24 protein-coding genes are annotated in these 22,668 nt (G+C 58.4%); 20 read left to right on the top strand and 4 right to left on the bottom strand.

The window, feature by feature from the left end:
• Window positions 1–46 precede the first annotated feature (46 nt).
• Window positions 47–1,096 carry a LacI family DNA-binding transcriptional regulator gene (locus PG722_RS11480; RefSeq protein ID WP_118361888.1) on the top strand — a complete coding sequence of 350 codons (1,050 nt, stop codon included), beginning with the start codon at window positions 47–49 and terminating at the stop codon, window positions 1,094–1,096.
• A gap of 52 nt (window positions 1,097–1,148) precedes the next feature.
• On the opposite strand, the gene yqeC is transcribed toward PG722_RS11480, so the two are convergent.
• Window positions 1,149–1,808 (bottom strand): selenium cofactor biosynthesis protein YqeC, encoded by a 660-nt coding sequence (gene yqeC / locus PG722_RS11475; RefSeq protein WP_270580617.1) that lies wholly within the window; start codon window positions 1,806–1,808, stop codon window positions 1,149–1,151.
• 249 nt (window positions 1,809–2,057) lie between these two features.
• Here yqeC and yqeB point away from each other — a divergent pair, with 249 nt between their 5' ends.
• From yqeB to PG722_RS11435, 8 genes are all read left to right on the top strand, one after another.
• Window positions 2,058–2,849 carry a selenium-dependent molybdenum cofactor biosynthesis protein YqeB gene (yqeB, locus tag PG722_RS11470; RefSeq protein WP_270580616.1) on the top strand — a complete coding sequence of 264 codons (792 nt, stop codon included), beginning with the start codon at window positions 2,058–2,060 and terminating at the stop codon, window positions 2,847–2,849.
• A gap of 28 nt (window positions 2,850–2,877) precedes the next feature.
• Window positions 2,878–3,738 carry a molybdate ABC transporter substrate-binding protein gene (modA, locus tag PG722_RS11465; protein WP_270580615.1) on the top strand — a complete coding sequence of 287 codons (861 nt, stop codon included), beginning with the start codon at window positions 2,878–2,880 and terminating at the stop codon, window positions 3,736–3,738.
• Window positions 3,739–3,799: 61 nt separating this feature from the next.
• A complete protein-coding gene (gene modB / locus PG722_RS11460; RefSeq protein ID WP_117752212.1) occupies window positions 3,800–4,477 on the top strand; it encodes a molybdate ABC transporter permease subunit in 678 nt (225 codons plus the stop codon).
• On the top strand, window positions 4,468–5,505 hold the full coding sequence (locus PG722_RS11455) for a sulfate/molybdate ABC transporter ATP-binding protein (RefSeq protein ID WP_270580614.1): 1,038 nt from the start codon (window positions 4,468–4,470) through the stop codon (window positions 5,503–5,505). The genes modB and PG722_RS11455 overlap by 10 nt, the downstream gene beginning before the upstream one ends.
• Window positions 5,506–5,510: 5 nt before the next feature.
• The gene (gene moaA, locus PG722_RS11450) at window positions 5,511–6,458 is read left to right on the top strand and encodes a GTP 3',8-cyclase MoaA (RefSeq protein ID WP_270580613.1); all 948 of its coding nucleotides are present in this window, start codon (window positions 5,511–5,513) and stop codon (window positions 6,456–6,458) included.
• A 152-nt stretch (window positions 6,459–6,610) separates the two neighbouring features.
• Window positions 6,611–7,045 (top strand): MOSC domain-containing protein, encoded by a 435-nt coding sequence (locus PG722_RS11445; protein ID WP_270580612.1) that lies wholly within the window; start codon window positions 6,611–6,613, stop codon window positions 7,043–7,045.
• On the top strand, window positions 7,042–8,064 hold the full coding sequence (locus PG722_RS11440; protein WP_270580611.1) for a molybdopterin-binding protein: 1,023 nt from the start codon (window positions 7,042–7,044) through the stop codon (window positions 8,062–8,064). The genes PG722_RS11445 and PG722_RS11440 overlap by 4 nt, the downstream gene beginning before the upstream one ends.
• A 1-nt stretch (window position 8,065) precedes the next feature.
• Entirely contained in the window at window positions 8,066–8,542 is a 477-nt protein-coding gene (locus PG722_RS11435; protein ID WP_188886797.1) for a MogA/MoaB family molybdenum cofactor biosynthesis protein, read from the top strand.
• 415 nt (window positions 8,543–8,957) lie between these two features.
• On the opposite strand, the gene selD is transcribed toward PG722_RS11435, so the two are convergent.
• A complete protein-coding gene (selD, locus tag PG722_RS11430; protein ID WP_270580609.1) occupies window positions 8,958–9,995 on the bottom strand; it encodes a selenide, water dikinase SelD in 1,038 nt (345 codons plus the stop codon).
• A gap of 105 nt (window positions 9,996–10,100) precedes the next feature.
• On the opposite strand from selD, the gene PG722_RS11425 reads away from it, so the two are divergent.
• The 4 genes from PG722_RS11425 (at window position 10,101) to PG722_RS11410 (ending at window position 15,193) form a co-directional block, all read left to right on the top strand.
• On the top strand, window positions 10,101–11,189 hold the full coding sequence (locus PG722_RS11425; protein ID WP_118564641.1) for a tetratricopeptide repeat-containing glycosyltransferase family 2 protein: 1,089 nt from the start codon (window positions 10,101–10,103) through the stop codon (window positions 11,187–11,189).
• Window positions 11,190–11,238: 49 nt separating this feature from the next.
• Window positions 11,239–12,561 carry a hypothetical protein gene (locus PG722_RS11420; RefSeq protein WP_270580608.1) on the top strand — a complete coding sequence of 441 codons (1,323 nt, stop codon included), beginning with the start codon at window positions 11,239–11,241 and terminating at the stop codon, window positions 12,559–12,561.
• 406 nt (window positions 12,562–12,967) lie between these two features.
• Window positions 12,968–13,156, top strand: coding sequence for a hypothetical protein (locus PG722_RS11415; protein WP_110436632.1), 189 nt, complete (start codon window positions 12,968–12,970; stop codon window positions 13,154–13,156).
• A gap of 213 nt (window positions 13,157–13,369) precedes the next feature.
• A complete protein-coding gene (locus PG722_RS11410; RefSeq protein ID WP_270580607.1) occupies window positions 13,370–15,193 on the top strand; it encodes a polysaccharide deacetylase family protein in 1,824 nt (607 codons plus the stop codon).
• Between the two features lie 131 nt (window positions 15,194–15,324).
• On the opposite strand, the gene PG722_RS11405 is transcribed toward PG722_RS11410, so the two are convergent.
• Both PG722_RS11405 and PG722_RS11400 read right to left on the bottom strand, forming a co-directional pair.
• The gene (locus PG722_RS11405) at window positions 15,325–16,038 is read right to left on the bottom strand and encodes a response regulator (RefSeq protein WP_117492305.1); all 714 of its coding nucleotides are present in this window, start codon (window positions 16,036–16,038) and stop codon (window positions 15,325–15,327) included.
• Window positions 16,035–17,114 carry a sensor histidine kinase gene (locus PG722_RS11400; RefSeq protein ID WP_270580606.1) on the bottom strand — a complete coding sequence of 360 codons (1,080 nt, stop codon included), beginning with the start codon at window positions 17,112–17,114 and terminating at the stop codon, window positions 16,035–16,037. The genes PG722_RS11405 and PG722_RS11400 overlap by 4 nt, the downstream gene beginning before the upstream one ends.
• 290 nt (window positions 17,115–17,404) lie before the next feature.
• Here PG722_RS11400 and PG722_RS11395 point away from each other — a divergent pair, with 290 nt between their 5' ends.
• From PG722_RS11395 to PG722_RS11365, 7 genes are all read left to right on the top strand, one after another.
• A complete protein-coding gene (locus tag PG722_RS11395) occupies window positions 17,405–18,061 on the top strand; it encodes a site-2 protease family protein (RefSeq protein WP_147331152.1) in 657 nt (218 codons plus the stop codon).
• 3 nt (window positions 18,062–18,064) lie between these two features.
• Window positions 18,065–18,778, top strand: a complete 714-nt coding sequence (locus PG722_RS11390; protein WP_270580605.1) for a segregation and condensation protein A — start codon at window positions 18,065–18,067, stop codon at window positions 18,776–18,778.
• Window positions 18,762–19,400, top strand: coding sequence for an SMC-Scp complex subunit ScpB (gene scpB / locus PG722_RS11385; protein WP_243022957.1), 639 nt, complete (start codon window positions 18,762–18,764; stop codon window positions 19,398–19,400). Before PG722_RS11390 ends, scpB begins: the two co-directional genes overlap by 17 nt.
• A gap of 6 nt (window positions 19,401–19,406) precedes the next feature.
• Window positions 19,407–20,039: a DUF2953 domain-containing protein gene (locus tag PG722_RS11380; RefSeq protein ID WP_270580604.1), complete on the top strand. Its 633-nt coding sequence runs from the start codon at window positions 19,407–19,409 to the stop codon at window positions 20,037–20,039.
• A 32-nt stretch (window positions 20,040–20,071) separates the two neighbouring features.
• The gene (ytfJ, locus tag PG722_RS11375) at window positions 20,072–20,512 is read left to right on the top strand and encodes a GerW family sporulation protein (protein ID WP_118761931.1); all 441 of its coding nucleotides are present in this window, start codon (window positions 20,072–20,074) and stop codon (window positions 20,510–20,512) included.
• Between the two features lie 71 nt (window positions 20,513–20,583).
• Window positions 20,584–21,660 (top strand): D-alanyl-D-alanine carboxypeptidase family protein, encoded by a 1,077-nt coding sequence (locus PG722_RS11370; protein ID WP_270580603.1) that lies wholly within the window; start codon window positions 20,584–20,586, stop codon window positions 21,658–21,660.
• A gap of 158 nt (window positions 21,661–21,818) precedes the next feature.
• Window positions 21,819–22,550, top strand: a complete 732-nt coding sequence (locus tag PG722_RS11365) for a pseudouridine synthase (RefSeq protein WP_119214806.1) — start codon at window positions 21,819–21,821, stop codon at window positions 22,548–22,550.
• Window positions 22,551–22,668: the final 118 nt, after the last annotated feature.

Below are 22,668 nucleotides of genomic sequence, written 5' to 3'. Positions count from 1 at the left end.
AATGAAAGCTACGGTGCTTTCTATCACAGAATAAGGAGGAAAAAACATGGCTGTAACCGCACAGCAGATCGCGGAGCTGGCAGGCGTATCCCGCGGTACGGTAGACCGTGCGCTGCACAATCGAGGGCGCGTAAACCCCGAAGTAGCGGCTAAGATTCACAAAATTGCAGCAGAATTAGGGTATAAACCGAATCTGATCGGACAGGCACTGGTCAAATCCCGCCGGGAGTTCAAGCTGGGTGCGATTCTGCAGTCCACCGAGACGCCGACGATGCAGATCGTGCGTGCAGGCGTGCAGCGCGCCGCAGAGGAGCTTGCCGCCTCGGGCGTGGAACTGATCATGCGCGAAAACCGCGGTCTGGATACCGAAATGGTGCTTGAACACATTGAAGAGCTGGTTTCACAAGGCGTGCAGGGACTGGCTATCGCGCCGAACAACTCGCCGGAGATTCGCCAGTGCATTGATGAACTGTACGAACAGGGCATTCCGGTCATCACACTCAACTCGGATGCACCGGGCAGCAGGCGTCTTGCGTTCATTGGTATGGACAACTACCGCGCCGGACAGACCGCCGCAGGCTTGCTTCGGTTGATGCTGCCCGAGGGCGGCAAGGTGCTTCCGCTGGCGGGACACTTGAATAATACCGCACATAATAACCGATTAAACGGATTTATGGATACCATTAACGGCGAAACAGGAAACGAAATTGAACTGTTAGCATTTCAGCCGTGTTTCGACCGAGATGACTATGCCCACGAGATTACGCAGCACGCCTTGCGTGCCAATCCTGACCTGACCGGTATTTACGTTGCGTCCAATGGACAGACCGGTGCGTGCGCAGCTGTAGAGGAAGAAGGCCGAAAGGGCAAGGTCAAGGTCGTTGCATTCGACCTCAACCCGATGAATATGGAACTGCTCCAGTCAGATAGCTTGAGTTTTGTGCTCGATCAGAAGGCATTCGAGCAGGGCTACCGGCCGCCGTTCCTGCTGTTTGACTACCTGCAGAACAAAAAAACACCGGAAAAAGAACTGCTTTATACGGATATTGCAATCAAAACCAAGTTTAACAGCGACAAACCTGTAGGAATGGAATAAGAAAGAACCGCACATTGTGCGGTTCTTTTTAATGGAAAATGAATACGGTGATTTACTCTAAAGTGTGATTTAATGTTGTGCAAACAACCGTAAATCCGCTAGATTTCAGTGCTTCTGTGAATCTTTTCGCTATTTCTGGGGATACAGTCTCCGCCTGATTGAGCACAACGATATCCGCTAAGTGTTCTGCAATAATGCCTTGCGCGGCCAGCTCCGGCGTGACAATACCGCTCATGTGTGCACCGGTGCGCGCACAGAACAGTTCCGGTCGGTGTACGGTCTGTTCGACCGGCTTTCCAAACCCGGATGCGCCCACGACGCACACGGTTTTGCGTGTATTCTCAGGTATGACCGGCTCATGCGAGGCGTGTGCCTTGAGCGGCAGCCGCTTGGAGCCGTCGGCCTCCACAATCACATAGTCAGCGGCGTCCGCGAGCACGGAAAAGGGAAGTGCCGGCGCGGTCAGCTTGCCCTCAGCGGCAGGCGTGCCCATGCAGATTACGCGGTGAAGCGCAAGTGCGCGGCGGACCTGTTCAATGTCATCCGTCACCAACAGAGGAATGCCCGCAAACGGCAAAATGTGTGTGGAAGTCGTCAAAATCACCGTTCCGGATAATTCTTCGGCCAGTATACGCAGTAAAGTTGTTTTTCCGCCGCTGCCGATCACGGCGGTTATGCCTTTTATAATGTGTAATTGTTCACATGTTTTCATAAATCCACCTAATACAACCATGTTTACCGTAGGACGGGATGACCTCATCCCGCCGTTGTAAATTATCTGCATGTTGTTATATGCGGCGGGGGGAGGTCACCCCGCCCTGCAACCATGCTTTTATAATAGTATTATATCATGTCTGCCACACAGAAAAAATATTGACTTCACTCGACCGATACGCTATAATCATCGGTAGCAATCGTTATAGTTTGTAAAATACAACGAAGATAAACGGAGGAAAACGCCATGTTAGTCGTGATACGCGGTGCGGGAGACATTGCCACGGGGATTGCCTTGCGGCTGTACCGTGCGGGCATTCGTCTGGTGCTGACAGATCTGCCGCAGCCAACGTCGATCCGCCGTACAGTATGCTTTTCGGAAGCGATTCGATTGGGCGAAACAGTCGTTGAGGGCGTGCATGCACGCCGAGCCGATACCGCAGCCGAGGCGGCAGCACTGACCGAACAGGGCATCATTGCTGTGCTGGCCGATCCGGCGGCAAGCTGTGTGCAGGAACTGCACCCTGATGCTCTGGTGGACGCGATTCTGGCGAAGAAAAACCTCGGTACGCACATCACGGATGCGCCGATCGTCATTGCGGTCGGTCCGGGCTTTACGGCCGGCGTGGACTGTCACGCGGCGGTTGAGACCATGCGCGGGCATACACTCGGACGGGTGCTGTATACAGGTTCGCCGCTGCCGAATACGGGCGTTCCCGGTGTGATCGGCGGCCACGCGGCAGAGCGCGTTCTGCGTGCCCCGGCAGACGGCTTGTTCGAGCCGTGCCGTGAGATCGGCGATCTGGTCGAGACGGGAGACACCATCGCGTACGTTGCGGGAAAACCCATGAAAACCACCATCGCCGGCTGTCTGCGCGGTCTGCTGCAGGCTGGCGTACCCGTACATGAGGGTATGAAATCCGGTGACGTTGATCCGCGCGGCAAGCGTGAAAACTGCGATACCGCATCCGATAAGGCGCTTGCGGTCGGCGGCGGTGTACTGGAAGCATTGCTTCACTTTTCCAACGTCTTGCATTAAGAAATCATAAAATAGAGGAGAAAACCCAATGAAAAGGAACTGTTTTGCAAGATTTGCAGCAGCGGCTCTGTCATTGGCAATGCTGGCAGGCTGCGGTGCATCCCAGAGCAGCGACAGCGCAGCTGTGGACACGGGTTCTGCAGATTCCGCAGAGCTGACCGTCTTTGCGGCGGCCTCCATGACCGAGACCCTGAACTGGATCGCAGAGGACTACAAGAGCGTTGACCCGAACGTCACCCTGACGTTCAACTTTGCCTCCTCCGGCGACCTGCTCACCCAGATCAAGGAGGGCGCGGACTGCGACGTATTCATCTCCGCAGCGCCCAAGCAGATGAACGCACTCGACGGCTCTCTCAAGGGTGACACCGACAAGAACCCGGACGGTCTGGATGAGCTGCAGAGCGGCACCCGCATCGACCTGCTCGAGAACAAGGTAACACTGGCTGTGCCGGAAGGCAACCCGAAGGGCATCAAGAGCTTTGACGATCTTGCGGAAAAGCTGAAGAGCGGTGACGTGCTGCTTGCCATCGGCAACAGCGACGTACCGGTCGGTCAGTACACCCAGAAGATTTTCAGCTTCTACAAGCTGGACGAGAAGGCGCTGGCGGATGCAGGCGTGCTGACCTACGGCTCCAACGTAAAGGAAGTTACCACGCAGGTAAGCGAAGGCGCGGTGGACTGCGGCATTATCTATGCAACCGACGCATTCTCGGCAGGTCTCGACACGGTTGACGAGGCAACAGCTGATATGTGCGGTCAGGTTGTCTATCCGGCAGCCGTGCTCAAGAACAGCACGCACGCAGACAAGGCGAAGGCGTTCCTTGACTATCTGACCACCGATGAAGCAGGCAAGGTATTCGAGAGCGTAGGCTTTACCACGTTGGCATAATCTGATACAATAGAAAGGCGAGGGAGCAATCTCTCGCCTTTATTTGCAAAAGGAGACGATTATGGACTGGTATCCATTATATAACTCGCTGCGTATCGCGCTCATTTCCACAGTGATCATCTTCTTCGCGGGGATTGCGGCGGCCTATTATGTTGCGCGTCTGCCGCGCGTGCTCAAAGGTGTGCTGGATGTGCTGTTCACGCTGCCGCTCGTGCTGCCGCCTACGGTGGTCGGCTATCTGCTGCTGCGCGTTCTCGGACCGAAAAGAGCCGTCGGCGCATGGGCGCTCACGCATTTTAATCTCAAGCTGACCATGGTCTGGTGGTCGGCGATTTTCGCAACCGCCGTTGTCATTTTCCCGCTCATGTATCGCACGGCGCGCGGTGCGTTCGAGAGCTTTGACGAAACGCTTGCCGACGCAGGCCGCACGCTCGGCCGCTCGAACACCTGGATTTTCTGGCGGGTGCGCATGCCCTGCTGCAGGCAGGGTATCCTTGCGGGAACGGTGCTCGCGTTCGCGCGTGCGCTCGGTGAGTACGGCGCAACATCCATGGTGGCGGGCTACACGCCCGGACGTACAGCGACCATTTCGACGACGGTCTATCAGCTGTGGCGCACGAATGATGACGCGCTGGCGTTCAAGTGGGTCGTGGTCAACCTTGCCATCTCGGCGGTGGTGCTGCTGGCGGTCAATCTGCTCGAAAAGCGGGAGAGAGGAGTGCGTAAGGCATGGCACTGATCGTGGATATCGAGAAAACGCTCGGAGATTTTCACCTGAACGTGCATTTCACCGCTGAGCGGGAAGTGATGGCGCTGCTCGGTGCCTCCGGCTGCGGCAAGAGCATGACGCTGGGGTGCATCGCAGGCATCGTGAGGCCGGATAAGGGCCATATCGAGCTGAACGGGCGCGTGCTGTTCGACAGCGAAAAGAAAATCGACCTGCCGCCGCAGAAGCGAAAAGTCGGCTGCCTGTTTCAGCAGTACGCGCTGTTTCCGCACATGACGGTCGAGCAGAACATCCGCGCAGGCGCGCACGCCCGTCCGAAAAACGAGCGCGAACAGGCGGTGCGGGAGGTCCTGCACGCGTTCCGCCTGGAGGGACTGGAGAACAACCGCCCGAGTCAGCTTTCCGGCGGACAGCAGCAGCGGTGCGCGCTGGCGCGCATTCTGGTCGGGCAGCCCGAGCTTGTGCTGCTCGATGAGCCGTTTTCCGCGCTCGATGCGTACCTGAAATGGCAGGTGGAACTGGAGCTTTCGGACATCCTGAAAAATCTTTCGTGCGGCACGCTGTTCGTCACGCACAACCGCGATGAGGTCTACCGCCTGTGCGATACGGTGTGCGTGCTGAATAAGGGAAAATCCGACCCGAAGGAGACGGTCAAGAACCTGTTCCGCGCACCGGCAACCATGGGGGCTGCGCTGATCTCCGGCTGCAAGAATGTCTCTGCCGCCGAGGTAAAACAGGATGGAACCCTGTTTTGCAAGGACTGGAACGTAACGCTCAAAACCGCACTGCATGTGCCGAAGGATACCGCTTATGTCGGGATTCGGGCGCATTACTTCACTACAGATGGCGCGGAGAACGCCATTCCGTGTACGGTGGAGCGTGTGGTCGAGAACCCGTTTTCGACCGTGGTCATGCTGCAGACGACAGGCGCAGGCAGGCTGCGGTGGGAGCTGGATAAGGCGGTCTGGGAGACGCTTTCCGGCACGGAAAAGCTGACGCTGTACGTCCGCCCAGAGGACGTCATGCCGCTGACGGAGTGAGCAAAATGCTGGATAATCAAGGAAGAAATATTCGCTATCTGCGGCTGTCGGTGACCGACCGGTGCAATTTCCGGTGCCGGTACTGTATGCCCGCCGAAGGCGTGTGCAAGCGGGAGCACAGCGAAATGCTGTCGTTCGAGGAGCTGACCGAGATCGTGCGGACGGCAGTTTCGCTCGGTGTCAGCAAGGTGCGGCTGACCGGCGGAGAGCCGCTCGTGCGGCGCGGCATTGTGGACTTGTGCCGCAGTCTGCGTGCCATCAATGGTGTGCGGGAGCTTGCCATGACGACCAACGGCGCACTCCTGCCGCAGTACGCCGCAGAGCTGAAACAAGCGGGGGTTGACCGGCTGAATATCAGTCTGGATACCTTAAATAAGGATAAATTCGCGTCGCTGACACGCGGCGGCTCGCTCGCGGATACGCTGGCCGGTCTGGACGCGGCGCGGCACGCCGGATTCCGCGGCACAAAGCTGAATGCCGTGCTGCTCGGCGGCGTAAACGAGGATGAGATTCCGACACTGGCGCAGCTGGCGCAGGACGGAAAATATGAGGTGCGCTTTATTGAACTCATGCCGATCGGTGAGTGCGCGGACTGGCCGCGTGAGCGGTTTCTCTCTGCGGACGCGGTGCTGCACGCCATGCCGGAGCTGCAGCGTCTGCCGAATGAAGGCGTTGCGGAATTGTACCGAATGCCCGGCTGGAAGGGGAAAATCGGTCTGATCCGCCCGATGAGCCACCGTTTCTGCGCCGACTGCGACCGCATCCGCGTTACCGCAGACGGCAGGCTGAAACCGTGCCTGCACTCGGCGCAGGAGATTCCGCTGCGCGGTCTGCACGGCGAAAACCTTGAACGCGCACTGCGCGAGGGTATGTTCGGGAAACCGGTCAGCCACCATATGCAATCCGGGCAGCCGAGTGAAAGCCGGAGAGGCATGAGCCAAATCGGGGGATAAATAATGGAAAATTGAGAATGGAAAATGAGCCGATAAGGCTGCATTTAGTGCATTTATTTTTTCATTATAGCACGATATAACACTATGGTATTTGTAGGGCGGGATGACCTCATCCCGCCGTATACTAACGAATTGGAAGAAGAAAGAGTAGCATGGCAAAAGTAACAGCAGTTTGTATTAGTGAACATAAAGGAACAAAAAAGCACCCGGTGGAGCGTATCACAGTGAAAGAAAACCACGGCATCATCGGTGACGCGCACGCGGGCAACTGGCACCGCCAGATCAGCCTTTTGGCGCAGGAGAGCGTGGACGAAATGCGCCGAACCGGCCTGACGCTCCATGCGGGCGACTTTGCAGAGAACATCCTCACCGAAGGGATTGACCTCAAGCATTTACCGGTCGGTACGGTGCTCCGCGTAGGAAAAACGCGTCTGCAAGTGACGCAAATCGGCAAGGAATGCCATAATGACTGTGAAATCCGCCGTCTGACGGGCAAATGCGTCATGCCGACCGACGGTATCTTTGCCATTGTGCTGACGGGCGGCACGATCACCGCCGGTGACGAGATCGAGGAGGAAAAGCCATGAAATGTATCAAAACCGAGGACGCGGTCGGTCATGTTCTGTGCCACGACATGACGCAGATCATCCCGGGCGTGAGCAAGGGGCCGCGCTTCCGCAAGGGCCACATCGTCACCGCGGAGGACATTCCGGTGCTGCTTTCGATGGGTAAGGAGCAGCTTTACGTATGGGAGCTGCAGCCGGGTTTTCTGCACGAGAATGACGCGGCAGAGCGGCTGTGTGCGCTCTGTCAGAACGCCGATATGCGCAAAAGCGAGACAAAAGAGGGAAAAATCGAGATTTCTTCGGACATTGACGGCGTTTTTCTGGTCGATACCGAACGACTGAATGCGGTGAACAGTATTGACGAAATCATGATCGCCACCAGACGCGGCAACGGCATCGTCCATCCGGGTGATAAGCTGTGCGGCACGCGCGTGATTCCGCTCGTGATCGAGGAGAAGAAGCTGCGGCAGGCTGAGCAGGCGGCGGGCGGCACGCCGATTCTGGAAGTCCGCCCGTTTACGCTGAAAACAGCAGCCGTTGTCACTACCGGCAGCGAGGTCGCAAAGGGCCGTATTCCGGACAGCTTCACGCCGGTTGTAGAACGAAAGCTGGCTGCACTCGGCATCAGAATGACCGAGCACGTTCTGGTCGAGGACGGCATAGAGAACGTTGCGGCGGCCATCGAGCAGATGAAAAACAAGCCGGTCGATATGATTCTGTGCACCGGCGGCATGAGTGTTGACCCGGACGATTCCACGCCGGGTGCGATCAAACAGAGCGGCGCGGATATCGTCACCTACGGCGCGCCGGTGCTCCCGGGCGCCATGTTCCTGTTGGGCTATTACGCGGACGGCCGTCCGGTGATGGGTCTGCCCGGATGCGTCATGTACGCCAAGGCCACCATTTTTGATCTGGTGCTGCCGCGCATCGCGGCGGGCGTGCGGCTGACCAGGCGCGATTTTGTTACGCTTGGAGAAGGCGGTCTGTGCCTGGGCTGTGAGGTCTGCACTTACCCGCACTGCGGCTTCGGAGGTGTATGATATGCTGACAGCTAAGGTCATCACGGTCAGCGACCGGTCGTTCTGCGGTGAGCGGGAGGATTTGAGCGGCCCTGCCGTCAAGAATCTGCTCGAGCGGGCAGGCTACGCGGTCGGTGCGGTCGAGGTGCTGCCGGACGAGCAGCCGCGTATCGAGTCCGCGCTCATCCGTGCCGCCGACGAGGAGAAGCTCGCACTCATCGTCACCACCGGCGGCACCGGCTTTGCACCGCGCGATGTAACGCCGGAGGCGACCATCAAGGTCTGCGAAAAGCTCGCGCCGGGTATCCCGGAGGCCATGCGGGCAGCGTCCATGCAGATTACGCCGAAGGCGTGTCTGTCGCGCGCGGCAGCGGGCATTCGCGGCACGAGCCTGATCATCAATCTGCCGGGCAGTCCCAAGGGTGCGTGCGAAAACCTGCAGGCCGTGCTCGAACCCGTTGAGCATGGAATTTATATCCTGCAGGGCGGGAAAGAATAATGGAGAATTAAAAATGGAGGATGGAATGTCAGATTTCAGTTTCTGCTCCGAATAGAAAACACCCCGAACCTGTGGTTCGGGGTGAGGCTGTCGCGAAACTACAGTTTCGCCGACAAGCAGGAACGGACCGTGGGCCGTTCCAAAGTCGTCCGAAAGTTCCTATACAGAAACTTTCTCCCTCCAGAAGTTCAAAAATGGTGATACATGCTCCCCCTTTTTGAGCATTTGCAGAGCAAATGCTATTTTATGCGCGCTGCCGCGCGAAATACTGAAAACTGCTGACTATACGACTTTTTCGACAGACTGACCCCGAACCTGTGGTTCGGGGTGTTTTTGATTGGGTTCTATTTCAAAAGAAAACGGTCAACCACCGCGTTGATTTTCCATTCTCAATTCTCCATCCCCAGTTTTCAATTTACTCCAAATAGATCGAAAACTCCTGTTTCTCGGTAACATACCCGACGATTTTCGCCTCCGGCACGCTCTGCTGCAGTTCATCCAGACAGCCTTGCGCGTCCTGCTCCGGCAGGGCAAACAGCAGACCGCCGCTGGTCTGCGGGTCGTAAAACAAATCCTGCAGGGTGCGCGAAACCTTACCCTTGATACATACGCCGGCTTCCGCATACTGCCGGTTGCGGTACGCGCCTGCCGGAATCAGTCCCATCTCTGCCAGCGGGTACGCTTCTGCATGATAGGGTACGTCGTCTGCGCGAAGGTGCACGGAAACGCCGCTGCCCTGTGCCATCTCAAAGCTGTGGCCGAGCAGCGAAAAACCGGTGACATCCGTGCAGCTGTGCACCGGATATTTCACCATAACATCGCGCGCGGCCTTATTGAGCGCAGCCATCTGGCGGTAGATGCGGTCAAGCACGGACTTTTCAACCAGATCCGCTTTTGCTGCCGTGGTCAGCACGCCAACGCCGAGCGGCTTGGTCAGAATCAGCACATCACCCGGCTTTGCACCGCTGTTGGTGAGCACCTTTTTCGGATGCACGAAGCCCGAAACCGCCAGTCCGTAAATCGGCTCGGCACCCTGAATGGTGTGGCCGCCCGTGATGATCGCGCCGGCCTCGTAGGCCTTGTCGTAGCCGCCGCGCAGAATTTCCTGCACCGTATGATCGTCCATGCTCTGCGCCAGACACATGATGTTGAGCGCGAGCTTGGGCTCACCGCCCATGGCGTACACGTCGCTGAGCGCGTTGGCAGCAGCGATTTGTCCGTACAGGAACGGATCGTCCACGATGGGCGGGAAGAAGTCGGTCGTCTGCACGAGCGCGGTGTTCTCGTCAAGCACATACACGCTTGCGTCATCGCTCTTGTCATAGCCGACGATCAAACGCGGGTCGGTATGCGTGCGAAAGCCTTCAAGCAGGTGTACGAGCGTTCCGGCACCGACTTTTGCGCCGCAGCCGGCGCAGCCTGCAAGTTTGGTCAGCTTTACTTCGGTCTCCATCGAAAAATCTCTCCGTTTCCGTGATTTACTCTTCTCATTGTACCAAAATCCGTGCAGATTGGCAACCTTCATTCGCCTTGCATAGACTGGATGGGAGGGGATGCCATGGCGACCGTCAGCCTTTGCATGATCGTACGCAATGAGGAGAAGGTGCTCGCGCGGTGTCTGGACAGCGTGCGCGGCATTGCGGATGAAATTTGCATCACGGACACCGGATCGACCGACAAAACGCGGGAAATTGCCCGAAAATATGGCACTGTGCAGGCGTTTCCGTGGTGCGATGATTTCTCCGCTGCACGCAATTTTTCGTTTGCGCAGGCGCGCATGGACTATACGCTGTGGCTGGATGCAGATGATGTGCTTCTGTCGTCCGACCGTCAGAAATTGCTTGCGCTCAAAGCGGAGCTGGACGGCACGGCCGATGTCGTCATGCTGCCGTACCACACCGGCTTTGATGAGCAGGGCAGACCGACGTTTTTCTGTTACCGTGAGCGGCTGCTGAAAACGTCTGCGCATTTTCGATGGCAGGGTGCGGTGCACGAGTGCATTGTGCCGCGCGGGAACATCCGGTACGGAGACGCGGCGGTGACACACCGCAAGCCGCCGTGCGCGTACTCCGACCGCAACCTGAAAATCTACGAAAATCTGCTCGCCAAGGGGGAAAAGCTGGATGCACGCGGCAGCTATTATTACGCGCGCGAGCTGCTGGCGCATAAACGGTACGTACAGGCGGTCGAAGCGTTTGAAGCCTTTCTTGCGATGCCAGACGGCTGGACGGAGAACAAAATAGATGCGTGCCTTGGCCTGTCGCAGGCGCTGACCGCCCTCGGTGAGCGCGAGCAGGCAAAGCGGGCACTGACCCGCTCGTTTGCACTGGAGGTGCCGCGCAGTGCCGTGTGCTGTGCGCTTGCAGCCCTCGAATACGCGGATAACCGCGCAAGACAGGCGGTGTTCTGGTACGAAACCGCCATTCGAGCCGCAAGCACAGCGCCGCACGGCTTTGTTGATGTGAACGCCTGTGCTTATGCGCCGGCACTCGGCCTGTGCGTCTGCTGGGACAAATTGGGAGACCCAAAGCAAGCCTGTGCCTGGAACGAAAGGGCAGCACTTGTGCGTCCGCAGTCGGCGGCGGTGGCGTACAACCGGCGGTATTTTGCCGCGCAGGGTCTCACCGCAAAGCCGCCTTCGGCATAGACTGAACTGCCGGAGTTTTCCGGCAAATCGGAAGGAAGGGAAGAACGACATGAACGATCGACAGGACTGCTGCGGCAACTGGGAACGCCCGAGCGAACGCTGGCAGGAGCGCGTGTGCGATGCGGTGATGGGCAACGGCCGACCGGACGCGATGGGACCTCCCGGACCTCCCGGACCTCCCGGACCTCCGGGTCCGTGCGGACCGCGAGGAGAAAGGGGACCGATGGGGCCAATGGGGCCGAGAGGCATTCCGGGTCCTCCGGGACCGCCGGGCTTCCCGGGACCGACCGGTCCGACCGGTGCCACCGGCCCGACAGGCCCCGCGGGAGAAGCAGGCGCAGTTGGCGCTACCGGCCCGACCGGCCCCACAGGTGAAGCAGGCGCAGTTGGCCCAACCGGCCCGACCGGCCCCGCAGGTGAAGCAGGCGCAGTCGGCCCAACCGGCCCAACCGGCCCGACAGGCCCCGCGGGAGAAGCAGGCGCAGTTGGCCCGACCGGCCCGACAGGCCCCGCAGGTGAAGCGGGTGCAGTTGGCGCCACCGGCCCGACCGGCCCCACAGGTGAAGCAGGCGCAGTTGGCCCAACCGGCCCGACCGGCCCCGCAGGTGAAGCAGGCGCAGTCGGCCCAACCGGCCCAACCGGCCCGACAGGCCCCGCGGGAGAAGCAGGCGCAGTTGGCCCGACCGGCCCGACAGGCCCCGCAGGTGAAGCGGGTGCAGTTGGCGCCACCGGCCCGACCGGCCCCACAGGTGAAGCAGGCGCAGTTGGCCCAACCGGCCCGACCGGCCCCGCAGGTGAAGCAGGCGCAGTCGGCCCAACCGGCCCAACCGGCCCGACAGGCCCCGCGGGAGAAGCAGGCGCAGTTGGCCCGACCGGCCCGACAGGCCCCGCAGGTGAAGCGGGCGCAGTTGGCGCCACCGGCCCGACCGGCCCCGCAGGTGAAGCAGGCGCAGTTGGCCCAACCGGCCCGACCGGCCCCGCAGGTGAAGCAGGCGCAGTCGGCCCAACCGGCCCGACCGGCCCCGCAGGTGAAGCAGGCGCAGTTGGCCCAACCGGCCCGACCGGACCTGCAGGTGAAGCAGGCGCAGTCGGCGCTACCGGCCCGACTGGCCCTGCAGGTGAAGCAGGCGCAGTTGGCCCGACCGGCCCGACCGGCCCCGCGGGTGAAGCGGGCGCAGTCGGCCCGACCGGCCCGACAGGCCCGGCCGGAGAAGCAGGCGCAGTTGGCCCAACCGGCCCGACCGGCCCTGCCGGTGCAAGTCCGGAACCGGCGGCATCGGTAGCAGACGCAACCGGTGCGGACGACATCGTTGCACGGTTCAACGAGCTGCTCAACAGTCTGCGCGAGGCGGGACTGCTCAGGCTGCCGTAACCGCACAGAAAGGGAGTGGAAACACTCCCTTCAGTCTGTCAAAAAGCAGCATTTCGGCTCTTGTGCTTCGTGCGGCAGCACGCATAAAATAGAATTTGCAAAGCAAATTCATAAATTCCGGGAGCATGGTCCAGACCACCCTCTCTTGCCGCTATGCGGCAATTCACCTTGTGTATCTCGGAATTTATACAAGGGAAGAAAAAATGTGCCCGTCAGGGCGCGGTTTTTCTTCAGTATTCGCTCGAAAGCGTGGTTTCGAGCGAGAGGCTGCTCGAAAAACGATAGTTTTTCGACAGCCTCAAGGGAGTGGAAACACTCCCTTTTTCTTTGCGCTGGCATTCGACTTTATGCGCGGCTTGTGCTATACTGATAGCAGAAATATAACAGCAGGAAAGCAGGAAGTATAATGACAATTCTGAATTGTGAATGCGGAAACGAGATTTTCATCATGGACGAAACCGAAGCAACGGCTTGGCAGTGCGAGCAGTGCGGTCAGTGGTATGATTTCTTCGGTGTAAAGGTGCCCGACCCGGCATCTGTGCAGCCGAAAAAGTCGCCTCATCTTGTCAACTGGAGTGCAGGCGAGGATTTGTAAGGCAAAGCGCCGCGGCAGCGCGGACGGAACTCGCGCAAGGAACTGCTGCTTTAATTGTGCGGTGTTGCCGTAAGTCTGCCGTCAGAAAAGGACAAAAAAGCGCGGACGGAAGCTGTAAAAAGTAACAGAACTGTAACCTCGCTTTGTGTCGAAAGGTGGTATACTTATATCTTAGCAGCATATATTATAAAAAGGATAGGAAGGATGACAAAAATGGCATATGAATCGGCGCGGCAGGCGCCGCGCAGCCCGCATAGAAGAGGGCGCAGACGCAGACGGCGCAACAGTCACTACGGTGTGCTGTTTGCCCTGATCATTCTGATCATTGCGGTCATTTTCTTCGGTGTGCGGGCGGTCCGCTCGATTGTCGGAAACGTGGTCAGCAGCAACAACGTGCTGGTGTATCAGGTGGGAAACACGAATGCATATAAGAACGGCAAGACGATACAGGTTGACGCTGCGCCCTACCGTGACAGTCAGGGCAACGGCATGGCGTCCATCAGCTCGCTGTGCGATAACCTTGGATTGGAGCTGAACTGGGACGAGAATGCCAAATCCGGCACGATCACGCTCAAAAAGACCGTGCTGACAATTAAGCTCAGTGATACAAACCTGCACGTCGGTGACGCGACCGAGACCTTTGCCTCCGCACCGGTGGAGAAGAACGGCGTGGTTTATGCGCCGGTCAAGGATATCTGTCAGGCACTTTCGTGGCAGACCGGCGAGGTTGCCGCCGAAAACGGCGATCTGATCATCATTAGTCAGGCGAAAAAGGCGCTGACCGATAAGAAGATCGGTGAAATTACGGATGATGCGCTCAAGGTGCTCGGCCCGGCCGAGGGACAGGTGATGAGCGGCAGCATCGTTATGCGAACCGGCTCGGATCAGCTGCTCTATGAAGGCAGCACCAAGCACATGGTGGAAGAAGGCAAAAAGCTGGGTGCAGGTGTGCTCGATCAGGACGGCACGGCGTATATCCCGCTCAAGGCTGCGATGACCGCGCTCGGCGGCAAGGCCGAGGACGACGGCAAGGGGGCATGGAATGTCACCTGCGGCGAATCCACCGCGACCGTGGATGCGGACGACGGCAAGACCAAGGTGGACGGCAAGCGCGCCTCCGGCAATGGCTTCTCCACCTACACGGATCAGGATAAGAACCGCTTTTACGTTTCTCCGCAGGTGCTTGCGGCGATCCTTGGCAAAACGTATACCGATCTCGGTGACGGCGTATTCTCGTTCACCGGCGTAACGCTTGACGGCTTTGACAGCCAGAAGGCATACCTCAAGAACATGAAGGATAAGCTGGGCGATGCCGTGGACGGCGATATACCGGAGGCCGATGTCTATATCGCGCTGACGTTTGACGACGGCCCGACCGGCAAAAAGGATGGCTATCCGAACGGCCTGACCAACTATCTGCTGGACGGCCTCAAGCAGCGCGGCGCAGTCGCTACGTTTTTGATGGTCGGCGAGCGTGTCTCCGAGGTATCGGATGTGCTGCCGCGCATGGTAAACGAAGGCCATGAGCTGGGCAACCACACCATGAATCATCCGATGTGCCACCTGACCGGCCTCGGCACGGATGACATCCGCAGCCAGATTGACGATGCGACCAATGCGATCAAGGATATTGCGGGGCAGGCACCGCAGGTGCTGCGTCCGGTAGGCGGCGGCGTCAACTCGGATGTCAAGGCGGTAGCTGCTGAGCTGAACTACCCGATCATCAACTGGAGCGTGGACACCGAGGACTGGAAGTACCGCGATGCCGATCATGTGAAGAAGGTCATCGTGGAGCAGGCGCAGGACGGCGATGTTGTCCTGATGCACGACCTGTATGAGACTTCGGTTCGGGGTGCGCTGGCAGCGATCGACGAGCTGCAGAGCCGCACGGATAAGACCTACGCATTTGTAACGGTTTCTCAGCTTGCCGCAATTCACGGCATCACGCTGGAGCCGGGCGTTGTCTACAACGGTCTGACGGATGAAGTCGCGCAGCAGATCGCGGACGGCAGCTATTCGCCGACGGAGTTTACCTAAACTATATGAAAAAACCCGAATCGTTTGACTCGGGTTTTTTTGTTGGTATAAAATAAATTAAATTGTAGGGCGGGATGACCTCATCCCGCCGTTGTAAATCATCTGCATGTCGTTATATACGGCATATCGCGTTATTGTTCGGAATTCTCTGCCATACGATATCCCACGCCGACCTCGGTAAACAGGTACTCCGGTTCGGCAGGATTTTTCTCGATCTTGCGGCGGATATTGGCCATATTGACGCGCAGGATCTGGTTGTCACCGCCGGCTCGCGGTCCCCACAGCTCCTTGATGATGTAATCGTAGGTAAGCACCTTGCCGGCAAACTTGCCGAGCAGCGCAACGATACGGAACTCGCTGAGCGTGAGGTGGACATTCTCGCCGCGGACGAGCACCTGATGCTTGTTATAGTCGATGGTCATTTCACCGACCGTGTAGGTGCCCTCGCGGGCGATTTCGCTGTTCGCGGAGGTGGTTCTCGTGTGGCGGATGGCGGTGCGCACGCGCGCGAGCAGCTCGGCGGTGCCGAACGGCTTGGTCAGGTAGTCGTCCGCGCCGAGATCGAGCGCCTGCACCTTATCGTGCTCATGCGAGCGGGCGGAAACTACCACCACCGGCAGGCTCGACCACGAGCGCAGCTCGCGCAGGACGTCAATGCCGTCCATATCCGGCAGACCGAGATCGAGGATGACCAGATCCGGACAGTGCGAGGAGATCATGGTCTTCGCCTCGCTGCCCGAGCGGGCCAGCAGCGTTTCGTAGTCGTTGGAGTTCAAAATAGTGGAGATAAAGTGCGCAATGCTCTTTTCGTCCTCCACGATGAGTATTTTTTCTCGAATGTTCATTGCAGTTCCGGCTCCTTTTCTATCATCGGCAGGCAGAAGATAAATTCCGCACCGCCGTCCTTATTTTGTGCGTGCATCGTGCCGCCGTGTGCGCGGACAATGGCGTTGCATACAGAAAGTCCCAGCCCCATATTGCGCTTGCCGTCTCCGGTGGGCGTGTCGCTGTGGCGCAGCGTTCCGCTGAACAGCACGGGCAGCAGCTTGGGCGGGATGCCGCCGCCGTTGTCCTGCACGGCAAAGACGGCGTTTTCGCCATCCTGGTGCACAGAGAGCGCAATATGAGTGGTGTTTTTGCCGTGTCGAACGGCGTTTTCAAGCAGATTGGTCATGACCTGCTCAATGAGGATCGCATCCATCGGCACGATGAGCAGCTCATCCGGCACAGCCACCGATATCTTGACGCCGGGATAGTGCTTGCGGAATTTGCGGGCGACCTCGCCGAGCACCTCTTCGGCGGCCTCAGGCTGCTTGGTGATCCGGGTGTCCTCGCCCATGCGGGTGATGGACAGCAGGTTTTCCACCACGCGGACCAGCCACTGCGCGTCATCGCGCACATCCTCGAGCAGCTGATGCTGCTGTTCGAGAGACAGGTCGGGCGTTTCCAGAATGGCCGAGGTTGAACCAATGATGGAGGTCAGCGGCGTACGGATGTCGTGCGAGACCGAGCGGAGCAGGTTGGCACGCATTTTCTCGCGCTCGCTCTCCATGCGAAACTGCTCCTGCTGCTTGATCTTGGTGGTCATCGTGCAGGTGATGAGCGATACGCACAGCATGACGAAAAACGTCAGCGGATAGCCGGTCATCGTGAAGTTAAATTCCCAGTAGGGGAAGGTGAAGATGTAGTTGATGCCGATAACGCTCAGGAATGCGGCAAGCGTGCCGAACAGATATCCGTTTGTGAAGCGCGAGATGAGCAGCACCGCGAGAACAAATACCGGAGAGGCGAAGCCGTCGCTGATGTCCGAGCGGCGCAGCAAGGTGCAAAGCACCAGTGCACAGATAAATATCGCCGCGAAAATAAGGAAATCCCGCAGTGTAAACGAGAATAAACGCGGTTTACCGTCCTGCCGTTTCATGTCGAAGCCTCCAAGTGCATAAATGTACAAGTTAATTATAGCAGATAATCCGTTAATGTGCTGCTAAAACTTACTGAGTGGAGAATTATGCAGCAAAGATATTATCCATTCGGTAAGTTATCCTGCAGGGCAGGGCACTCCGGAGCGCCCCGCCCTGCGATTAAACGACAAAATCCTGCCGAATGTTGTACAGAACAAATATTCGGGTGACAACAACCGCTATCCGTGTTATAATAATCCATTATAGGGTAATATAGAATCAGAATCACTGCAATAATGGAGGAAACAGCTTGCTTTGGAGAGCTTTGATGAGCGGCGATATCCGCTCCGCATTTATCACACTGGCGCTTTCGCTGCCCGCGATCGTGCTGTGCCTGTCCATCCACGAGACCGCGCACGGCGGTGCTGCCTATCTGCTCGGTGACCGTACCGCGCGTGATTCCGGCCGCGTAACGCTGTCGCCGATGGCGCATATCGACCCGATCGGTTTCCTGTGCCTGCTGCTGTTCGGCTTCGGCTGGGCGCGTCCGGTGCCGGTCAATATCGCCAATTTCAGGAACAGACGCTGGGGCATGGCGCTGACTGCGCTTGCCGGTCCGGTATCCAACTTTATCACCGCCTTTATCGCGTACTGCCTGTATTTTGTGGTGCGCATGAACATGACGAATACGTTCCTGTGGTCGCTGTCGCAGTTTCTGCTCATCGTTGCGAGCATGTCGGTCGGTCTGGGTGTGTTCAACCTTGTTCCGGTGCACCCGCTGGACGGCTCGCGCGTCGTTGACGCATTTATGCCGTTTTCGTGGTCACTCAAGCTGCAGAAGTACCAGAATATCATCTTCTTTGTGTTTATCGTGGCGCTCTGGTTCGGCTGGCTGGACGGTATTATGGATTGGGTCGGCAACGGCGTTCTCATGCTGGCGGTAAACTTCGTCAGCCTGTTTCTGTAAGCTATGGATTTTCATTTAGACAACTTTGACGGGCCGCTCGACCTGCTACTGCACCTGATTTCCAAAAACAAGGTGAGCATTTACGATATCCCCATCGCGGAAATCCTTGAGCAGTACATGGCGGTTCTGCACGAGGCCGAGCACATGGATCTGGACGTTGCCGGTGACTTTATCGCAATGGCGGCGCAGCTGGTGTACATCAAGTCCAGGATGCTGCTGCCGAAGCACGAGGAGGACGAGGCCGAGGAGGACCCGAGAGCGGGTCTGGTCGAAATGCTGCTCGAGTACCAGAGACTCAAGAGCGCGACTGCGTTTTTTGCGGAAAGGAACGAAACCGGCCGTGATATCTACGTCAAACCGCCCGAACGGCAGGATGATGCGCCGGTGGAGTATCACCACACGGTAAACGATCTCATCCGCGCGGCAAACAAAATGCTGCGCCGCACCAAGCGCCGTCTGCCGCCGCCGGTGACCTCGTTTCAGGGCATTGTCGGGCGGGAGCCTGCACCGGTAGAGGGACGCGTCACCGCAATCCTCAAGCGCTTTCTGTACCGGATGCGCGTGCCGTTTATGCGTCTGTTCGACGATGCGGGAAACCGCTCGGAGATTGTGGCTACCTTTCTGGCTGTGCTGGAATTATCCAAGACCCGCCGAATCCGTTTGGAAGGGGACGGCGAGGAGATGGAGCTGATGCTGACAAATGACAACACAAAATAACGGCAGCATGACGGCGCTCGAGGCCGGACTGGAGGCCGTGCTGTTCGCGGCAGGCGATGCGGTTACCCTTGAACGGCTGTCCGCGGCGCTTGAGGCCGCACCGGCGGAGCTGCTGGACGCGGCGGCTGCACTTGAGAACCGCTACGACTTCGAGAACCGCGGCATCATGCTGCTGCGTATCGAGGACAAGCTGCAGCTGGCGTCCCGGCCGATGTACGGGCCGTATGTGCGCCGCGTGACCGAATCGCGCAGACCGCCTGCGCTGTCGCCTGCGGCGCTTGAGGTGCTGACCATCATCGCATACCGCCAGCCGGTAACGCGCGCGTTCATCGACCAGCTGAGAGGTGTCGATTCATCGAACACGGTGAGCAGTCTGGCGGAAAAGGGACTCATCGAGGAGGCCGGACGGCTGGACGTGCCCGGAAAGCCCATGCTGTTCCGCACGACCGACCAGTTTCTGCGCAGCTTTTCACTGGCAAGCATCGAGGACCTTCCGGCGCTGCCCGCGCTTGAAGAAAACGAGCAGATGGAGCTGAACATGGACGGCACGCTGCACGAGACGCCGCCTGGCGAGCAGCTGCGCTTCTTGAACGGCGAGCCTGTGCCGCCGGAAACGGAGTGACCGCCTATGGGAACGGTTTTACTCTGGATTTTAGGCATTCTGCTTGGAATTGTACTGCTGGCACTGGTGATTGTGCTGGTGCTGCTGAACATTCGGGCAGGCATTGAAGCCGTCGGCGTGACCGGCGAGGTGAGCGTGGAGGCACGGTATGGGCCGGTTCGCATTCCGCTGTACCCGAGACCGCGCCACCTGAAAAAGAAAAAAGAGGAAACGAAAGCTGAGAAGAAGAAAACCGAGGAAAACGAAAAGAAAACGAGCGGAAAGCTCGGTCTTTCGCTGCCGAAGGACGGACTGGATGTCGGTGAGATCGCAGGCACGGTGCGCGATTTCCTCAGCGACCTGACCGACCGCCTGCGCATCAGCAGACTGCGGGCGCGCGTAGTTATCGGCACGGACGATGCGGCGCAGACCGGCATTCTGCTCGGGCAGACTGCGGCGCTCTGCGGAATCATTGTTCCGTTCCTGGAGAATACTTTCGATATGCAGGATTACCATGTCAGCGCGGACGCGGACTTCAATGCTGACCATACCGAGTGGGCATTTACCGTAAACTGCTCGATACGGCCGATATCGCTCATCAGAGTGCTGCTGCGGCATGGCAAGCCAATGTATCAGCTGTACAAGAAATATTTCAAATGATCAGTTAAAACGTATAAAGGAAGGCGAAAATTATGAGTGAACATCATCCTATCAGCGATTTGATGACCGAAACCATGTCCAAAATCAAGGAAATGGTGGATGTTAATACCATTATCGGCAACCCGATCGTAGCGGCGGACGGCACGACCGTTATCCCGGTCTCCAAGGTGTCGTTCGGCTTCGGCGCAGGCGGCAGCGAGTTCGCGTCCAAGCACGCGGCAAGCGGGTCTCCGCTTGCGTTCGGCGGCGGCAGCGGCGCCGGTGTGACGGTTTCGCCGGTGTGCTTCCTTGTCATCGGCAGGGACGGCAGCGCCAACATCCTCGGCATCAACGCACAGGCGTCCGACACGGTGGACCGTCTGGTCGAGATGATCCCGGGTGCGATCAACAAGGTGTCCAATTTCGTCAGCGGCTTCAAGGGCAAGACCGAGGACGCAGCTGAAGTGGCGGAAACCCTGTCCGGCGACGAATAAAACCGCGTTTTCCCGCAAAACCTACTCGCGTGAATGCTGAGTAGGTTTTGTTATGCGGGGAGTGGTGCAATGTGAAAAAGCTGTTTTGCGTGCTTGCGCTTTTGCTCGTTCTGCCGAGGGCAGGCGCGGTGAGCGCACAGGGGGCGGTCGTGATCGATGCGGACACGGGCGAAACGCTGTTCGAGCAGAACGCGGACAGCCGCCTGCCGATGGCGTCCACCACCAAGATCATGACCGCACTCGTCGCGCTCAGCGAGGGTGACCTTGACCGCGTGTATACCGTAAAGCCGGAGTATGCCGCCGTGGAAGGCTCATCCATGTACCTGAAAGCGGGTGAGACACTCTCGCTGCGGGATACGCTGTACGGGCTCATGCTCGCGTCCGGCAACGATGCGGCGGTCGCCATCGCGGGAGAGTGCGGCGGCATGACCGCCTTTGTGGGCAAAATGAACGCCAAAGCGGCGGAACTCGGTCTGACGGACACGCATTTCGACAATCCGAACGGCCTGCCGTCCGACACGCACTACACCACCGCGCATGAGCTGGCGAAAATCACCGCGGCGGCGCTCAAGGACCCGGTGTTCCGGCAGATCGTCTCGACAAAAAGCTGCACGGTCAGCGGGCACGCGCTGAGCAATCACAACCGTCTGCTGAGCATGTATGATGGCGCGATCGGCGTGAAAACCGGCTTTACGCGGGCGGCAGGGCGGTGTCTGGTCTCGGCAGCTGAGCGCAGCGGGCGCACCATCATCGCGGTGACGCTCAATGACCCGAACGACTGGAACGACCACATGGAGATGCTCGACGCCGGTTTTGCGCAGTACAGCGAGGTCACGCTGCATAAGGCAGGAGACACGATCGCAAACGTGCGCGTGTTCGGCGGCGATACCGCGTCCGTGCCGCTCGCAGCGAAGAATACTGTGACGGCATATCTGCTGCCGGGTGAAAAGGAGAAACTGCAGCGCGTGCGCTACGGCGAAAAAATCTGCTATGCACCGGTCGTGAAGACGGCACAGGCAGGTTCGGTCGAATATCGGCTCGGGGATTGCGTGCTGGCTCGGGATACACTGGTTTACGGCGGGGAATCGCTGCTTCCGGCGGAAGAAAAATCCTTCGTTGAACGCATTATGGAACGGTTTAGAAATTGAGAATTGAAAATGGAGAATGGAGAATGACGCTATCCTTGCGCGAGTTTCATCCGCGCCGCGTCGGAATCGCCGCAGCGCGGCGTAATTAAATTCCGCCTGTAAGGCGACACATTCATTTTCCATTAAAACAATAGAACAAAACGAAAGAGGTAACATAAATGGAAGAAAGACTGCAGAAATTACTGGCTCAGGCAGGCCTGTGCTCCCGCCGTGAGGCGGAGCGTTGGATCGACGACGGCCGCGTAACGGTAAACGGCAAAAAGGCTTCGGTCGGCGACAAGGCCGATCCGCGCCGTGACAAAATTTTCGTGGACGGCAAGCCCATCGGCGGTGCCGAGGAAAAGGTGTACTTAATGCTGTACAAGCCGCGCGGTTACGTCACGACGATGAAGGACGAGCACGGCCGCAAGACGGTTGCCGATCTGGTACGCGGCTGCGGTGCGCGTGTCGTGCCGGTCGGCCGTCTGGACTACAACTCTGAGGGTCTGCTGCTGCTGACCAACGACGGCGATCTGCTCAACGCGCTGACCCATCCGCGCCACGAGGTAGAGAAGCATTACGAGGTGCGCGTACGCGGCAATCTGGAAAACATCCCGAAGCTCGCAGAGCCGATGGAGATTGACGGCTACAGCATCCGTCCGGCAACGGTTGTTACCATTGACCGTGACGAAATCAGCGCCAAGCTGCGCCTGACCATCCACGAGGGCCGCAACCGCCAGATTCGCAAAATGTGCGAGAAGTGCGGTCTGGAGGTCCGCCGCCTCAAGCGCGTGGCAATGGGCACGATGCCGCTCGACCCGCACCTCAAGAGCGGTGCATGGCGCGAGCTGACCGACGAGGAGATCGGCTATTTGCAGGACATCGCTGCCGACGTGCAGGAGAACCTCTGATTTTTTAAGGGAATCCCTGTCTTTTTGCAATTTGCACCCATATGCTCTTGCATTTTTTTGCAGGTTCACTTACAATAGTATCGTGCAAATGCAGGAATGTATGCAGAGAATGCAATGC

Origin of the sequence: Butyricicoccus sp. OF27-2pH9A (assembly GCF_027693185.1) — a bacterium.
Lineage (GTDB): Bacteria > Bacillota > Clostridia > Oscillospirales > Butyricicoccaceae > Agathobaculum > Agathobaculum butyriciproducens.
Note: the sequence above shows the minus strand (reverse complement) of the source record. Positions and strands in the feature narration are given on the sequence as shown.

Excerpts from the sequence above, each read along its gene's own strand:
- PG722_RS11435 (WP_188886797.1), top strand. The coding sequence starts at position 8,066 with ATGCTGACAGCTAAGGTCATCACGGTCAGCGACCGGTCGTTCTGCGGT.
- scpB (WP_243022957.1), top strand. The coding sequence starts at position 18,762 with ATGACAACACAAAATAACGGCAGCATGACGGCGCTCGAGGCCGGACTG.
- PG722_RS11425 (WP_118564641.1), top strand. The coding sequence starts at position 10,101 with ATGGCGACCGTCAGCCTTTGCATGATCGTACGCAATGAGGAGAAGGTG.
- PG722_RS11390 (WP_270580605.1), top strand. The coding sequence starts at position 18,065 with ATGGATTTTCATTTAGACAACTTTGACGGGCCGCTCGACCTGCTACTG.
- PG722_RS11400 (WP_270580606.1), bottom strand. The coding sequence starts at position 17,114 with ATGAAACGGCAGGACGGTAAACCGCGTTTATTCTCGTTTACACTGCGG.
- PG722_RS11415 (WP_110436632.1), top strand. The coding sequence starts at position 12,968 with ATGACAATTCTGAATTGTGAATGCGGAAACGAGATTTTCATCATGGAC.
- modA (WP_270580615.1), top strand. The coding sequence starts at position 2,878 with ATGAAAAGGAACTGTTTTGCAAGATTTGCAGCAGCGGCTCTGTCATTG.
- PG722_RS11365 (WP_119214806.1), top strand. The coding sequence starts at position 21,819 with ATGGAAGAAAGACTGCAGAAATTACTGGCTCAGGCAGGCCTGTGCTCC.
- PG722_RS11380 (WP_270580604.1), top strand. The coding sequence starts at position 19,407 with ATGGGAACGGTTTTACTCTGGATTTTAGGCATTCTGCTTGGAATTGTA.
- yqeB (WP_270580616.1), top strand. The coding sequence starts at position 2,058 with ATGTTAGTCGTGATACGCGGTGCGGGAGACATTGCCACGGGGATTGCC.
- PG722_RS11455 (WP_270580614.1), top strand. The coding sequence starts at position 4,468 with ATGGCACTGATCGTGGATATCGAGAAAACGCTCGGAGATTTTCACCTG.
- selD (WP_270580609.1), bottom strand. The coding sequence starts at position 9,995 with ATGGAGACCGAAGTAAAGCTGACCAAACTTGCAGGCTGCGCCGGCTGC.
- yqeC (WP_270580617.1), bottom strand. The coding sequence starts at position 1,808 with ATGAAAACATGTGAACAATTACACATTATAAAAGGCATAACCGCCGTG.
- PG722_RS11445 (WP_270580612.1), top strand. The coding sequence starts at position 6,611 with ATGGCAAAAGTAACAGCAGTTTGTATTAGTGAACATAAAGGAACAAAA.
- moaA (WP_270580613.1), top strand. The coding sequence starts at position 5,511 with ATGCTGGATAATCAAGGAAGAAATATTCGCTATCTGCGGCTGTCGGTG.
- PG722_RS11480 (WP_118361888.1), top strand. The coding sequence starts at position 47 with ATGGCTGTAACCGCACAGCAGATCGCGGAGCTGGCAGGCGTATCCCGC.
- PG722_RS11440 (WP_270580611.1), top strand. The coding sequence starts at position 7,042 with ATGAAATGTATCAAAACCGAGGACGCGGTCGGTCATGTTCTGTGCCAC.
- modB (WP_117752212.1), top strand. The coding sequence starts at position 3,800 with ATGGACTGGTATCCATTATATAACTCGCTGCGTATCGCGCTCATTTCC.
- PG722_RS11405 (WP_117492305.1), bottom strand. The coding sequence starts at position 16,038 with ATGAACATTCGAGAAAAAATACTCATCGTGGAGGACGAAAAGAGCATT.
- PG722_RS11420 (WP_270580608.1), top strand. The coding sequence starts at position 11,239 with ATGAACGATCGACAGGACTGCTGCGGCAACTGGGAACGCCCGAGCGAA.
- ytfJ (WP_118761931.1), top strand. The coding sequence starts at position 20,072 with ATGAGTGAACATCATCCTATCAGCGATTTGATGACCGAAACCATGTCC.
- PG722_RS11410 (WP_270580607.1), top strand. The coding sequence starts at position 13,370 with ATGGCATATGAATCGGCGCGGCAGGCGCCGCGCAGCCCGCATAGAAGA.